Source organism: Actinosynnema sp. NPDC050436 (assembly GCF_040655415.1).
In the GTDB taxonomy this organism is placed as follows: Bacteria; Actinomycetota; Actinomycetes; order Mycobacteriales; family Pseudonocardiaceae; genus Actinosynnema.
This window is the reverse complement of record NZ_JBFAJV010000008.1, coordinates 85,222-99,231: the sequence shown is the minus strand read 5'-3', so window position 1 is coordinate 99,231 and position 14,010 is coordinate 85,222. Positions and strand designations below refer to the sequence as shown.

9 protein-coding genes are annotated in these 14,010 nt (G+C 75.0%); all 9 read left to right on the top strand.

All coding sequences use genetic code 11. The features are described from left to right. The first annotated feature begins 1 nt into the window (after position 1). From AB0I60_RS20525 to AB0I60_RS20485, 9 genes are read left to right on the top strand one after another with little or no spacing between them, the layout of a single operon-like run. Complete coding sequence (locus tag AB0I60_RS20525; RefSeq protein ID WP_360731988.1) at positions 2–2,173, top strand: vWA domain-containing protein; 2,172 nt, start codon at positions 2–4, stop codon at positions 2,171–2,173. A gap of 22 nt (positions 2,174–2,195) precedes the next feature. Then, complete coding sequence (locus tag AB0I60_RS20520) at positions 2,196–5,354, top strand: tubulin-like doman-containing protein (RefSeq protein WP_360731987.1); 3,159 nt, start codon at positions 2,196–2,198, stop codon at positions 5,352–5,354. After that, a complete protein-coding gene (locus AB0I60_RS20515) occupies positions 5,351–7,546 on the top strand; it encodes a hypothetical protein (RefSeq protein ID WP_360731986.1) in 2,196 nt (731 codons plus the stop codon). The genes AB0I60_RS20520 and AB0I60_RS20515 overlap by 4 nt, the downstream gene beginning before the upstream one ends. Further along, positions 7,546–8,571, top strand: coding sequence for a hypothetical protein (locus AB0I60_RS20510; protein WP_360731984.1), 1,026 nt, complete (start codon positions 7,546–7,548; stop codon positions 8,569–8,571). The genes AB0I60_RS20515 and AB0I60_RS20510 overlap by 1 nt, the downstream gene beginning before the upstream one ends. Then, the gene (locus AB0I60_RS20505) at positions 8,568–9,659 is read left to right on the top strand and encodes a hypothetical protein (RefSeq protein WP_360731983.1); all 1,092 of its coding nucleotides are present in this window, start codon (positions 8,568–8,570) and stop codon (positions 9,657–9,659) included. The genes AB0I60_RS20510 and AB0I60_RS20505 overlap by 4 nt, the downstream gene beginning before the upstream one ends. Continuing rightward, positions 9,656–11,023 (top strand): hypothetical protein, encoded by a 1,368-nt coding sequence (locus AB0I60_RS20500; protein ID WP_360731982.1) that lies wholly within the window; start codon positions 9,656–9,658, stop codon positions 11,021–11,023. The genes AB0I60_RS20505 and AB0I60_RS20500 overlap by 4 nt, the downstream gene beginning before the upstream one ends. Continuing rightward, positions 11,020–11,901 carry a DUF4231 domain-containing protein gene (locus AB0I60_RS20495; protein WP_360731980.1) on the top strand — a complete coding sequence of 294 codons (882 nt, stop codon included), beginning with the start codon at positions 11,020–11,022 and terminating at the stop codon, positions 11,899–11,901. Before AB0I60_RS20500 ends, AB0I60_RS20495 begins: the two co-directional genes overlap by 4 nt. Beyond that, positions 11,898–13,121 carry a TIR domain-containing protein gene (locus AB0I60_RS20490; protein WP_360731978.1) on the top strand — a complete coding sequence of 408 codons (1,224 nt, stop codon included), beginning with the start codon at positions 11,898–11,900 and terminating at the stop codon, positions 13,119–13,121. Before AB0I60_RS20495 ends, AB0I60_RS20490 begins: the two co-directional genes overlap by 4 nt. Continuing rightward, positions 13,118–14,008, top strand: a complete 891-nt coding sequence (locus AB0I60_RS20485; RefSeq protein ID WP_360731977.1) for a MoxR family ATPase — start codon at positions 13,118–13,120, stop codon at positions 14,006–14,008. Before AB0I60_RS20490 ends, AB0I60_RS20485 begins: the two co-directional genes overlap by 4 nt. Positions 14,009–14,010 lie beyond the last annotated feature (2 nt).

Below are 14,010 nucleotides of genomic sequence, written 5' to 3'. Positions count from 1 at the left end.
CGTGTTCTGGGCAGGTGCGATCACGCTGCTGCTGGCGATTCCCGGGCCCGTCCCGGCGGTCGCCGGGCAACCCGAGCCGGCGGTGCGGCCGGCGCGGATCGCGGTACTCGTCGACGAGTCGAGCAGCCTCGCCGAGGACGACGTGGTGCGCGAGCGCGAGGCCGCCGCCCTGATCGCCCTGGGCGAGTTCGCGCCCGGTTCGTCGGTCTCGGTCGTCGGGTTCGGCAGCGACAACGGGGTGCCCGGCCAGACCCCGGTGGACGTGGTCTGCCCGCCGGTCACCGTCGGCACCGCCCAGGACCGGCAGCGGCTGAGCGACTGCGTGGGCCGGCTCAAGCGCCGGACCCCGCAGGAGGGCGACGGCACCGACCACGCCGCAGCGCTCCAGCAGGCGCTGAGCCACCTGACCGGCACCCCCGGCGACGAACCCCGGATGGTCTTCCTGCTCACCGACGGCAAGCTCGACGTCGGGTCCAGCCCCCGCTACGGGCCGGACAACGTCAACGACCAGCGCAACAAGGCGGCCCTCGCGCAGATCGACACCCTGCTGGCCCAGGCCGTGCGGGACCGCGTCCAGGTGTGGCCGCTCGGGTTCGGCGACGTCGACCGCGACCAGCTCCAGCGCTTCGCCGAGAAGGGCTACCAGGGCTCGTGCGGCCCCGGGTCGCCCAAGCCCGGCGCGACGGTCGTGGCCGGGTCGTCCGACGTCGCCGGCGCGCTGCTCACCGCGTTCAGCTCGGCGCGGTGCGCGGGCACCGGCCCGATCCGCAGCCAGGAGCTGGGCACCGGGCAGGACACCGAGGTCGGCCTCGACATCCCGTTCATCGCCACCGACGGGTCGATCATCGTGGTGAAGCAGGACCCGCGCGTGGTCGTGACCTACGTCGACCCCTCGGGCGCGCAGGTGCCCAAGGCGGGCACCGCCGGCGGCTCCACCTTCCAGGTCAGCGGCGAGAACGGCCCGGTGGAGGCGCTGCGCGTGGTCAACCCGCAACCGGGCCGGTGGACCGTGCGGGTGAAGTCCTTCCCCGGCGTGCCGCCGCTGAACGTGAGCGCGGCGGTCACCTGGCAGGGCGCCGTCCGCGCCGTGCTCAGCCTCGACCCGCCCTCGCCCAGCGCGGGCCAGGAGGTGGAGGTCGGCCTGAGCCTGCAGACCCGCACCCGCCCGGTCGACGACGCGGCGGCGCTGCGCGGCCTGAGCTTCACCGCCGAGCTGACCGGGGAGGGCTACGGCGGCCCGGTGCCGCTCGCCGACGCGACCGGCAGCGGCGTCCACACCGGACGGGTGACCATCCCGCCCGACGCGCGCGGGGCGTTCCGCGTCACCGCCAGCGTGGCCGGCGTCGGGATCAGCGGCGACACCAGGACCGTGGACGGCCGGATCGTGGACGGCGCGTCGGCGCTGAGCGCGATCAGCTCCGTGGACGGCACGACGGTCGCCCCCGGCGGCGTGCTCGACGGCGTCATCGAGGTCACCAACAGCTCGGGGCGCACCCGCAAGGTCCGCCTCCAGGTGGTGGACGCCGCGCCCGGCACGCTGGTGGCCGTCCCCGGCGAGCTGACCGTGTTCGAGGTGCCGCCGGCCGGGCGGCACGCGTTCCACTTCGAGCTGCGCTTCGCGGACGGGACCGCGCTGGGCGCCAACACCTTCACGCTCCGCGCGGTGGACGACGACGACCCGAACACCCGCATCCACGAGCGCAGGCTGACCGCCGAGGTCGAGGTGCCGCCGCCGTGGCTGCTGATCGGCCTGGTCGCCGGCGGCGCGGTCGCGGTGCTGGTCGCCGGTCTCGCGCTGGTCGCCTGGCGGCGCCGGCGCGACGTGCGCGGCCTCGTGGTCTACCTGCTGGAGGGCGGGCAGCCGCGCGGTGACCTGGCGGCACCGGAGCAGCCGTCGCGCGCGTTCCGCTTCGAGCTCGACGCGGCCGACGGGCTGGTGCCCAAGCTGGAGCACCACACCGGCGACGGCGGGTTCCTGCTCACCCGGGTCGGCGGTGCGCTGAGGCTGCGCGCGCCCACCGGTGACGTGCACGCGTTCCACGTCGGCGACCGGCTCGCGGTCGGCGGGGGCCGGTACGTCGAGGTGCGCGACGAGCGGGCGGCGGCAGTGGAGGACGACCTCGACGCCGGCGACGCCGACCGGCCCGACGACCACCGGCACCACCTGCTCTGACCCGCTGCACAGGAGGACGAGGATGAGGATCTACCAACCGATGATGTTCGTCGGGTTGGGCGGGACGGGCTGTCGCATCGGCGCGGAACTCGAGCGCCGGTTCCGCGAGGAGCTGTGCGGCCCGGACGGCACGGAGCTCCAGCAGCGGATGCAGGGCAAGAACTTCATGCCCTACCAGCTGCCGTCGTGCCTCCAGTTCGTCTACGCCGACCTGAGCGAGGACGAGTTCGGCCTGCTTGAGCGGCGCGTGGTCCCCGACGCCGAGCAGCACCTCCAGGCCGCCGAGCGGACCATGCACCTGGTGCGCGACCTGGTGCCGCACCACGACACCTACCCCGAGGTCGCGCGCAGCCTGCGGTTGGGCGCGAGCCGGTACGTCGACCCGTGGCTGCCGCCGCCCACCGGCGAGCCGAGGATCGGGCCGCTGGTCCGGGGCGCGGGCCAGTTGCCGACGGTGGGCCGGGCCGCGCTGTTCGAGACCTTCCGGGGCGGCCTCGCGCCGGCCCAGGGCCCGCTGTTCGACGCCATCGGGAAGATCAACAACTCGCTGGGGGAGCTGTCCCTGCTCGGCGGCGGCAAGCGGACGCCCTCGTGCGACGTGTTCGTCGCGTTCTCCGTCGCCGGCGGCACCGGCAGCGGCATCTTCTTCGACTACCTGCACCTCATCGGCGACGCGTTCGCCCGCGACGCCTACCGCGCCCGGATCTACCCGCTGGTGCTCATGCCCTCGGCGTTCGACGAGGGACTGGGCGGCGGCCGGGCGGCCAAGCTCAACGCGGGCCGCGCCCTGCTCGACCTGTTCCGGCTGGTCGACGACCAGAACGCGCAGGTGGCCGGCACCGAGCTGGACAGCGAGGGGATCAGCGGCAGCCTCGCCGTGCGCTACCCCGACCGCGCGGAGATCCGGCTGCGCGCCTCGACCGTGCAGACCGCGTTCCTGTTCGGCCGGGGCGCGGGGGTGCAGCGCGACGACCTGCACCGGTCGGTGGTCTCGCTGGTGCTCTCCCTGGTCGGCACGGACCTGTCCACCGACGTCGACGGCGTGCGGCAGGCGACCCAGCAGACCTACATGTCGTTCGCGGACAGCTTCATCAACAGCGCCGTGGAGCGCGAGATCCCGGCCATGACCGGCATCGGCAACCGGGGCGTGTCCACCAGCTCCGTGGCGTCGATGACCGTGCCGGTGGACGACATCGCGGACGTGATCAGCTCGCGGCTGCTGGCCGCTGCGGTGACCGAGCTGGACGAACCGCCGTCCGGCTCGGCGGAGGACAACGCCGAGCTGGTCGAGCGGTTCTTCACCGAGGCCAACCTCGACCCGCTGCGGCTGCGCGCGCCGCTGCCCATCGCCGAGCCCGCGCCGGTGGCCGGCGCCGAGCACATCCAGCGCGCGCTGGGCACCCGGGCCCGCACCATGGAGTCGGCGCTGCGCACCCAGGACCAGCAGCTCGCCCGCTCGGTCCCGGAGCTGGTGCAGAACTTCGACCCGCAGCGCGCCGTGCGCGCCCTGCTGGGTGACGTCGACCTGTTCCGGGCCCGCCGCGCGGTCGCCGGCCACGAGCCGTGCACCGACGAGGCGAGCCGGCTCGGGTTCGCCCGGATCGTGGAGCTGCGGCGCAGCGAGCCGGCCGCACCCGCCGGCCTGGCGCTCGCCCCGCCGACCGCCGCCGGCATCACCGGCCGGTTCCTGCGCAAGCTCAAGTGGGCCGACCCGCCCGTGCGCGCCGCCCTGGCCCGGCAGGACGAGTGGTACGCCTGGCGGGCCCGCCGGGCGTGGCACGCGGCGTGGAACGACCAGTCGGCCCGGTGGGAGCTCAAGCTCGACGCGCTCGACCGGAGCCTGACCAGCGTGGTCGCCGCGTTCCGCGAGCACGCGCGCACCGACGACCGGCGGTTCACCGCCCGCACCCGCGACCTCTACCAGCAGCGCGTCGGCGTCACCTACCTGCTGCCGCGCCAAGGCGACCTCGAACCGTTCTACCTGGCGGTCGTGCGCCGCTTCGTGGACCTCTACGTCGGCCAGGGCAAGCTGCGGCCCACCGCGACCGTCGGCGACCTGGTGACCGAGATCCTCGGCGGCGACGGCTGGCAGCACGCCTACGAGATGGTGCTCGACGGGCGCAGCCCCGCCGCCGCGGTCGCGCACGTCCGCGACCGGCTCAAGCAGGCCGTCAAGCGGCTGTTCAACTACCGCGACGGCCGGCACCGCCCGCTGCTGCCCTCGCTGCACGACCTGCTGCTCTCCGCCGCCGGGCGGCCGGGCGAGGCGGTCGGCGAGGACGACCTCGCGCAGTTCCGGGAGAAGCTGGCGGGCCTGGTGCCCGGCGGGTTCGCGCCCAGCGGCACCGGCCGGCTGCGCATCCTGTTCTCCTACCCGGCCGGCGCGCGCGACGGGGAGCTGGAGAAGTTCCTCCAGCAGGAGGTCGCCCTGCCGCGCGGCGCGGACACCGTGGTCGAGTTCCGGCCGATCGCGGCCGAGACGATCGCGGTGGTGCTGTTCCGCACCTCCATGGGGCTGACCGAGGTGCCCGAGGTGCGCGAGGTGCTCAAGCACTGGTCGGAGGCGCTGCGCAACGAGGAGCAGCAGGACTTCCTGCGCTGGCGGCAGCGGCTGGGCTACGACTTCGGCTACCTGGCCACGGTGCCCGAGCACCGCGAGCGCATCCTGCACCACCTGCTGTGCGCGGTGTGGAACGGCCAGGTCGAGGTGACCGGCGACCCGGCGTCGCCGGACGCGGTCACCATCCACCTGTCCTCCAGCTCGCAGCCGACCATGCGGCTGGAGCTGGAGCCCTTCGGCCGGCTGTCGAGCTGGGCGAGCGCGCTCGCCGCGTACGAGGAGTGGGTGCTCACCGACGACGAGCAGATCCGGCGGGACTTCTGCGCCCGGCTGATCGCCACCGCGCCGCGCGGCGTGGACCGCCGCCCCGAGCCGCCGCACCCGCTGTTCGACCTGCTGGTGGACCTGGCCGGGAACGAGCTGGAGGAGATCGACGTCGCGCTCTCGCAGCGCAGCGGCAGCGGTCGGCGGCGGCTGCTGGGCCTGCGCGAGTTCTGGGGGCAGACGCTGCCGGCGGCGCTCAAGCTCCCGTTCCGGGGTGTGAACAACCCCCTCCAGGACAACCTGGGCGACCTGCACGAGTGGGTCGGGCAGGACGGCACGGGCCGGAGCGGCCGATGACCCGCAGCCACCCCGCCGCAGCGGTCCTGGTGCTCGACTTCCGGACCGAGGAGGGCCGCGCGTTCCTGGAGACGCTCAACGCCGACACGGCCGACGCGCTCGGCCTGACCAGCCACGTCCTGGTGCTGGACACGACCGAGGACTTGGCCGGCCACCACGGCCGGTACCGCCGGCTGGCGCTGCTGCCCCAGGTGACCGGCGTGGTCCTGCTGGCCGTCGGCCCGATCCGGGACGGTGCCGCCGCTCCCCGGCTGCGGGTGCCCAAGGCGTTGCAGGGGCTCGGGGTCGTGCTGTGGGTCGGCCACGAGCGCGGCGTGCGGTGGACGGGCGGCTCGCAGCCGCCCGGCGCCGGGCAGGCCGAGTCCACGGTGGACGAGCTGGTCCTCGCGCTGCGGCTGCCGGCGGTGTTCGAGCAGGTGCTGACCTCCGTGCGGGAGATGCCGCACCAGGTCGCCGGGCCGGGCATCGAGGTCGACCACGCCGCGGTGGACCCCGCCCTGCTGCGCACGTTGCGGGTGCGGGCCCTGCGCCGGTTCACCGCGACCGGCACCACGGCGCGCGCGCACGACCGCGCGTCCGCCGAGCTGGCCGCCGTGGCCGGGGCGACCGGGGCGCAGGGCGCGGCGGAGCCCGCGATCACGCCGCGCTCACCGCTGGACGAGCTGAACAGGACCGCCGCGACCCGCCTGACGGCCGCGCGCCAGGCGGTGCAGGGCGTGCGCGCCCGCCGCGCCCTGCTGGACGGCGGGGTGGCCAGGGGCGTGCTGCCGAGGCTGGCCTCGGCGGCGCAGGCGCTGGTCGAGCAGCACGGCGCGGTCCGCCGCGTGCTCGACGACGTGGAGTCGAGCCTGGCCGAGGGCTACCCGCCGGCCACCGAGCTGACCGAGCGCGGCCTGCGCCCGCCGGCCGAGGTCGACGCCCAGGAGCTGGCCGACGCGCTGCGCACCGCGTTCACCGCCGAGTTGGTGCGCGGCCGGACGCTGCCCGGTCTCGCCGCCCAGGCCAGGGCGCTGGGCAACCGGGCGGGGGAGGGCCGGGGCGCGACCCCCGCCGACGACGTGCCCGACCCGGCGCCCGTCCTGCGCACCCTCGCCGACCCGCCGCCGCTGCGGCTGTGGCCGGCACCCCTGGCCCACGTCCTCCCGCTGGTCTTCCTGACCTGCCTCGCCGCCGCGTGGCTGCCCGCGTCGGGCGTGGCGGCCGGGCCGGCGGCGGCGCTGCTGTGGGCGGCGCTGACCGCGCTGCTGTTCGCCCGCCGACCCGACCGGCGGGCGACGCCGCTCGTGCCGGTGGCCCTGGTCGCGGTGCTGGGCGCGGTGGGGGTGGCGGCGGGCTCCGCGCTGCCGGCACCGTGGCCGGTCGGCGTCCTGGTCGAGTCCTCGGTGCTGGTGGTCGTGCTGCTGGTGGCGGTCTCCGGCGCGGTGCTGACCTGGCGGGCGGCGGCCGGCGCGTGGGCCGACGCGGTCCGGGTCGAGCGCGCGGCGGCGTTCTCGCGCCGGCTCGTGGAGCACGTCGAGTCCGTGGTGCGGACCAGGTGGACCCACGCCGAGCACAACCGGCGACTGGCCGACTCGCTCTACGTGGTCGCGGTCGCGCTGGACGCCGTGGTCGAGGTGTTCGAGGACCTGATCGGCTACTACCGCGACGACTACGACCACACCGAGGTCACGTCGGTCGACACCGCCACGCACCTCGCCGAGGTGCTGCACCACGACCTGGTGGCGCTGGTGGCCGGCGTGCTGCGGCCGTGCTTCAACGAGATCGCCTCGCACGCGCCGCTGTCCGGCGACGCCCGCCGCCACCTCGCCGCCGCGCGGGAGGCCGTGGCCGAGTACAACGACCACCTGGAGAACGCCGGGCTGCGCGAGCTGCCGCCGGGCGTCACCGACGACGGGCCCCGGCGGGTGCTCGCCGCGACGCTGTGGCGCGGGTCCGAGGTGGGCCGCCGCATCCTGCGCAGCGGCGAGCGCAGCGAGATGACCCAGCTCTGCACGGCCAACGACATCAAGCTGCTCAACCCGGGCGCGGCGGTCGTCCTGCACTTCGCGTCGTGGGACATCGACATCACGTCGGAGCGCGCCGCCGACGTGATCCGCACGAGCGGCGACGCGGTGGGCGTGCTGAGGCTGACCCCGCTCAAGACCGGCCTGGTCGAGTGGTCCGTGGAGCGCGTGGAAGAGGCGGGTGCGTGATGGCCGAACGCCCGTGGGACGAGGACCACCTGCCGCTGGTGGGCAAGGACGTGGACAACCGCCCGACCACCTGGCTGGTGCGGGTCGTGCGCGAGCTGCCCCACCCGGACTCGGCGCTGGTCACCGAGGTCGTGCGGACGCACGACGGCACGGAGCTGGTCCGCCGCTCGCTGCCGGTCGAGCGCGGCGCGGCGGTGGAGCGGTTGCTGGACAACGAGATCCGCGCGCTCAACCGGGTCGGGCGGCGGTACCCCGGCGGCCGGCACCCGGGTGAGCTGCCCCGCCTGGTGGGCTTCGACTTCGACTCCGCCGAGCCGTTCGCGCTGCTGAGCCGCTACCCGGGCCCGACCGTCGGCGACACGCTGCGCACGCTGCTGACCGACGAGCGCCGGAAGTTCACCGTCAGCCTGTTCCGCGCCCTGGCGCAGCTGGCCGCCGTGGACCTGGTGCACGGCGCGGTCGGGCTGTCCTCGATGTGCTGGGACGGCGCGGTGGTGCGGCTGATCGGCTTCGAGCACGCCCTGCTCGCGGGGGAGAGGGTGCGCCCCGGCGTCACCCCCGCCCACCTCGGCGACGACGTGCTGGCCGCCGGGCTGGTGGTGCACCGGCTGATGACCGGCCGGGCACCCGCGCGCCGCGACGCGCCGCCCGACCTGACCGGCGCACCGGACGCGATCACCTCGCTGCTGCGCGGGGTGTTCGACCAGGACCCGGGGCGCCGGCCGGCTGCGCGGGACCTGCTGGAGCGGTTGGGCGCGGGCGGCGACCTGCCCGAGCCGCTGGACCCGGACACCGCCCTGCGCGCCGGCCGGGAGCGGTTCGACCGCGCCCGCCCCGCCAAGGCGGTCCGCGTGCCGCCCCCGCCGCTGCTGCGCCCGGACCCCGCCCCGCCACCGCCGACGCGCGGTCCGGTGCCCCCGGTGCGCCGGCCCGCGCCACGGCGCGGGACGTGGCCGCTGCTCCCCGTCGGCCTGGTCGTCGTGCTGCTCGCCGCGACCGTCGTCCTGCTGGTGGTGACCCGGTGAACCAACCCCCGGTCGGACCCGACCCGGCCCGCGCGCTGTGCCCGATCTGCCTGGACTACTTCCCGTGGCGGGAGGACCCCCTCTACGAGCGGGTGGTGGAGGCGTCGGGCGCGCGGTGGGAGCCGGTGAACCTGTCCGGCATCAACAACGCCGTCAAGCGCGCCGACCGGCGGGCCCGGTGCTACGTCAAGTGCACCAACCCGTCGCGGGACGGCACGCCGGAGCACTACCTGCCGGTCTCGCACCGGGGGCACGGCGAACCCGTCGTCATCGGGCTGGTGGGCCGGGGCAAGTCCGGCAAGACCCACCTGCTGGTGGCGATGCTGCTCGAAGCGCTGCGCGGCGACCTCAGCGCGCACGGGCTGAGCTTCGAACCCGCCGACGAGTTCCGCCACCTGCTGTTCAAGCAGAGCATCGACCAGTTCCTGCGCGGCAAGAAGCTCGACAGCACCAAGGACCGCGTGCACGACTTCGCGGCCTACTTCCTGGTGCGCACCCCGGACGGCCGGGCCAGGCCGCTGATCTTCTTCGACGTGGCGGGGGAGGACTTCATGACGCCGGGCCTGGGCGGGCGCAACGCCCGGTTCCTGCTGGGCGCGACCGCGCTGATGTTCGTCGACGACCCGGAGCACACCGTCCCGGCGCGGCGCCCCGACGCCATCGACGGCCCGGCCGCGCAGAACGACGCGTTCAACACCGCCGTCGCCCGGCTCCGGTCACGCGGCGACATCCGCAAGGTGCCCGTCGCGGTGGTGATCACCAAGGCCGACGAGCTGCGCTACGAGCACCCCGTCGACCGGTGGTTCCGCCGCGACGACGCATCGGAACCGCTCAGCGCGGCGGGGTTCCGCGCGGAGAGCCGGGACGTGTTCGCGCTGCTGCACCACCACGGGGCCCAACCGGTGCTGGAGGTCTTCGAGCAGTTCGACCGGGGCACGCTGCACGTGGTGTCGGCCACCGGGACACCGGTCGACCAGGGCGTCTACCCGCGCGGGGTGCGCCCGGTGCGGGTGCTGCGCCCGCTGTTGGCGCTGCTGGCCATGACCGGTGTCGTGGAGGGCCCCGAAGCCTCGGAGGTGGGTCGGTGACCGGCGAGATCGACCAGCTCCAGTTCGACTTCGGCGACGCGTTCGGCAGCCTGGACGCGCAGGCGAGCTCGTACCCGCCGGAGATGGAGGCGTACTGGGCGGACCAGTTCCGCCAGCACCACCGGCTCGTCGGCTTCTCCGACGGTGCGCCGCCGGAGCGCGCCTTCTCCTACTTCGAGTTCGAGAACTCCAAGGTGGCGGTGCTGTTCCGGTGCGCCCGGCCGGACGACGCCGGGCGGAACTTCTCCCACGCGCTCATCGGGGAGCGGCGCTTCCTGGCGAACCTGGCGCTGCCGCTGACCCAGTGGCGGCACTGGCCCACCTCGTCCGGCGCGCGCGCCCGGCTGGCGAAGCTGTCGCCGAGCCTGCTGCACGACGAGACGAGCGACCACCGGCTGGACGAGGCGGCCCGCTACCACGCCCTGCCGGCGGCGGGCCTGCTCGCCGCGCTGCTGGACGACCCGGACGGGCACCTCAGCGTGGTCGGCGCACCCGACTCGGCGGTGGCACCGGTCCTCTGGGCGGTGCGCGACGTCATGGCCGTCGTGGCGGCCGGGACGTCGTGGCGGCGGCCGTGGACGTTCTCCACCCACGAGGTCGAGGACGAGCACCGGGACCACCTGCCGTCCCTGCTGTTCCTGCCCGGGGCGCCGCTGTCGGGACCGGCACCCGGACGCGTGCGCGTGCCGTTCCTCGGTGGCGACCAGCCGCTCCACGTGCTGGCGAACCGACTGCTGGCCCACTACCGCGACGACGGGTCCGCCGGGCTGCGCGAGGCCGTGCAGCCGCTCGTGCGCTACGAGCAGGACCTGTCCAAGCGCGTGGCCGTGCTGCTCGACGCGTTCACCCGGGTCGCCGCACCGCCACCACCGCAGCCGCCCGTCGAGCAGCCGCCCGTCGTCGGGTGGGACGTGCCCGGCGGTGACCCGGAACCCGGTGCCGTGCCGGATCTTCCAGGGGAAACGAGGACCGTGGCGGAGCCGGAACCGGTCGTGCGCACCGAGACCGCCGAGAGCGTGCTGGTGCCGGTGCTGTACGGCCTCACCGAACGGGTGGGTGCGCTCGCGGACGCCGTGCGGCAGTTGGCCGTGGCGCGGGAGGAACGGCCCGGCACCGCTCCCGACCGCCCAGCACCGCCGTCCCCGGCCGTCCGGCAGAACCAGGCGCAGGCCCACCCTCCTCCGCACTACCGCGCGGGCTACGACCAGGCCGCCCACCACCACCCGGGCGCTCCCCGCGCGCGCAGCGGGGCACCCGTCCGCCCGTCCGGCGTGGTCGGGTGGCTGGCGGACAACCCGTGGGGGGTCGTGCTGCTCGTGATCGTCCTGCTGTTCGGGTTCCTGTTAGGAGTGCTGACCGTATGAACGCGTCGGCCGTGAAGTACGCGTGGTCCCGGCACCGGGTGTGGTCACTCGGCGCGAAAGCCCTCAAGCAGCGGGTCGTCACGATGCGGCGGTGGTCGCTGGCGGCGCTGCTCGTCGGCGCGGTCGCCGGCGCGGTCGCGGCGTCCACGCACGACACTCACCAGGCGTGGTCGATCGCCGCAGCGGCGGTCGCGGCGGTCGCCGTGGCGATCGGCACCTACAACCGCGCGCAGCTCGACGGGGGCGCCGCCGCCGAGTGGACCGGGGCCCGCCTGGTCTCCGAGGCGCTCAAGTCGGAGGTCTTCACGTTCCTGGCCGGTGCCGCCCCCTACCGCGAGGGAGGGGAACGGGCGCTGCTCGACGTGGTCGAGCGGATCGAGGCCGGCGCCGGCGGCGACCTCGCCGCACGGGTGTCGGGCATCGACCCGGACGGCGACCCGGTGCCCGCCGTCACCGACGCCCGGACCTACCGCGACCTGCGGGTCGTCGGCCAGATCTCCGGGTTCTACGGCAAGCGGGCCAAGGCGCTCAAGATCACCCTCGACCGGTTCCGGCGGGTCGACCTGGTGATCGGCTACGGCGGCGCGGCGCTCACGGCGGTGGCGGGTGTGGTCGTCGGCGGCGCGCTGACCGTGTGGATCGGCGTGCTCACCACGGTCGGCGCGGCGCTCGCGGCGCACGTGACCCAGGGGCAGTTCGAGTTCCAGCTCGTGGAGTACGGCCGGACGGCGAACGCGCTGGAGCTGCTGTGCGCCCGCTACGAGAGCGGCACCGACCGGGACGACGACGAGTTCGTGGCGGCGTGCGAGCGGGTCATCTCCGACCAGAACGCGGCGTGGCTGGCCAAGCTGACCGGCAAGGTGGAGGGCGCGTCGTGAGCGAATGCCTGTGGAACCTGTTCCTCAGCCACAGCACTGGCAAGGCACCCGGCGGGGAGGCCGCCCGGCTCCTCGACCGCCTCCTGCGCGAGTTCGGGTCGCCGACGTTCGACCTGCTGGTCGACCGCCGGATCATCGCCCCGTCCGACGACTGGAAGCGCAGGATCGACGAGGGCCTGTCCCGCGCGAACGCGGCGATCGCCCTGGTCGACCGGCAGGCGCTGCTGGACTCCCGGTGGGCGGAGTACGAGATCGCGGTCCTCCGGCACCTCCAGGGTGCGCGCGGCCTGCGGCTGTACGCGGTGCTCATCGGGATCACCCGGAAGGACCTGGAAGCGTCGGACGCGGTCGGGCCGGACGGCCTGCGCGACGTCCACGTGATCACGTACCACGACGAGGAGCAGACGATGGCGGAACTGCACGAGCAGTTGCCCCGGCTGTCCGACGACATCACCGACGCCGAGGTCCGCCTCGTCCGCGAGCTCGCCCGGTGCCTGCCGGACGACCACGGCGGCGCGGTCGCGGTCGTGGACGCGCTGGAGCGCGCCGCACCGCGCACGAGCCCGCTCAACGTCCGGGAGTTCATCGCGCACCGGATGCGGAAGCTGGGCATGACCCGCGCGGTGCTCGACGTGGTGCTGGCCCACAAGGTGTTCTTCCTGGGCTGCCTGCCGGACCTGCGCGAGCACTTCGTGCTCCGCCTGGAGTCGAGCTGGATCGACGCCCGGGTCGCGTCCGCGCACCTGCCCCGGCGCGCGGACTCGCACACCACCAGGGTCCTGGCCGCCTGCGCCCGGGACGCCAGCGCCGTCCAGTACGTCCGCGAGGCCACCGGCTGGGTGGAGCCGTGCGCCGTCGAGCCGTTCGGCGACGTTCCCACCGACCCGGAGGGCTTGGACGAGGAGGTCGACCGGTCGCTGGAGGTGTGGGGCTGGAAACCCGGCGACCTGGCCCCGAAGGGGACCTTGTACGTGGTGGTCCGCGCCGCGCGGCCGTCCAGGACGCGGCTCGCGGCGGTCGAGGCGTGGCACCGGGCGCGGCCCGACGTCATCGCGGTGCTCGTCGTGGACGACACCGTGGACCCCGTGGCGGAGAAGTTCGAGACCGCGCTCGGCGGGGACTACCACCAACTGCCGCCGCTGACGACCGCCGACGAGCACCGGGCGTCCTTCCTGGCCGGCCGGCTGCGCGAGGCGCTGGGCCTGAGGGCGGCGTCGTGAGCGCGGCCGACGCCATCGCCGAGGTGGGCGAGAACTACATCTGCCCGTCCGACCTGCGCCTGGCGGTCAAGGTCGCCCGGGCCACCGGACGGCCCCTGCTGCTGTTCGGCGACCCCGGTTGCGGCAAGTCGTCGCTACCCCGGTACGTGGCCGCCCGGGAGGGGCTGCGCTACTACGAGCACGTGGTCACCGCCCGCACCTCCGCGCAGGACCTGCTGTGGTCCTTCGACAGCGTCCGGCGGCTCGGCGACGCGCAGGCCAAGGACGTCAAGGACGACCGGCACTACGTCACGCCCGGAGCCCTCTGGTGGGCGTTCGACCGGGACGGCGCGCGCGAGCTGGTGAACGCCCGGGAACCGCGCGCGGAGTGGAACCGGGCGCGCTCGGGCGCGGGTGCCGTGGTGCTCGTGGACGAGATCGACAAAGCGGACCCGGACGTGCCGAACAGCCTGCTGGTCCCGCTGGACGAGCGGGTCTTCTCGGTCACCGACGTCCGCCCCGGGCACGAGGTGCGCGAACCGGCCGGCCGCCGCGCGCTCGTGGTGATCACCTCCAACGAGGAGCGCGACCTGCCGCCGGCCTTCGTGCGCCGGTGCGTGGTGCACCGGGTGCTCGCCCACGACGACTCGACCCTGGAGAAGATCGCCGGCAAGCACATCGGCACCACCGAGGGCTACCCGCTGGACAAGCTGATCGCCGCGCTCAACGAGGCGCGTCGGGCGGCCGGCGAGGACCGGCGGCGCAAGCCCAGCACCGCCGAGTTCCTCGACGCCGTCCGGGCCTGCCTGGGTCACGGGATCGCCCACGAGCACCACGCGGACCTCGCCGCCGTGCTCGGGATGATCTTCGAGAAGAACGTCCGCGACCCCGGCCGGCCGGGCGGGTGATG

Bases quoted from the DNA above. Each gene is read 5' to 3' on its own strand.
- AB0I60_RS20520 (WP_360731987.1), top strand. From the start codon at position 2,196: ATGAGGATCTACCAACCGATGATGTTCGTCGGGTTGGGCGGGACGGGC.
- AB0I60_RS20515 (WP_360731986.1), top strand. From the start codon at position 5,351: ATGACCCGCAGCCACCCCGCCGCAGCGGTCCTGGTGCTCGACTTCCGG.
- AB0I60_RS20495 (WP_360731980.1), top strand. From the start codon at position 11,020: ATGAACGCGTCGGCCGTGAAGTACGCGTGGTCCCGGCACCGGGTGTGG.
- AB0I60_RS20510 (WP_360731984.1), top strand. From the start codon at position 7,546: ATGGCCGAACGCCCGTGGGACGAGGACCACCTGCCGCTGGTGGGCAAG.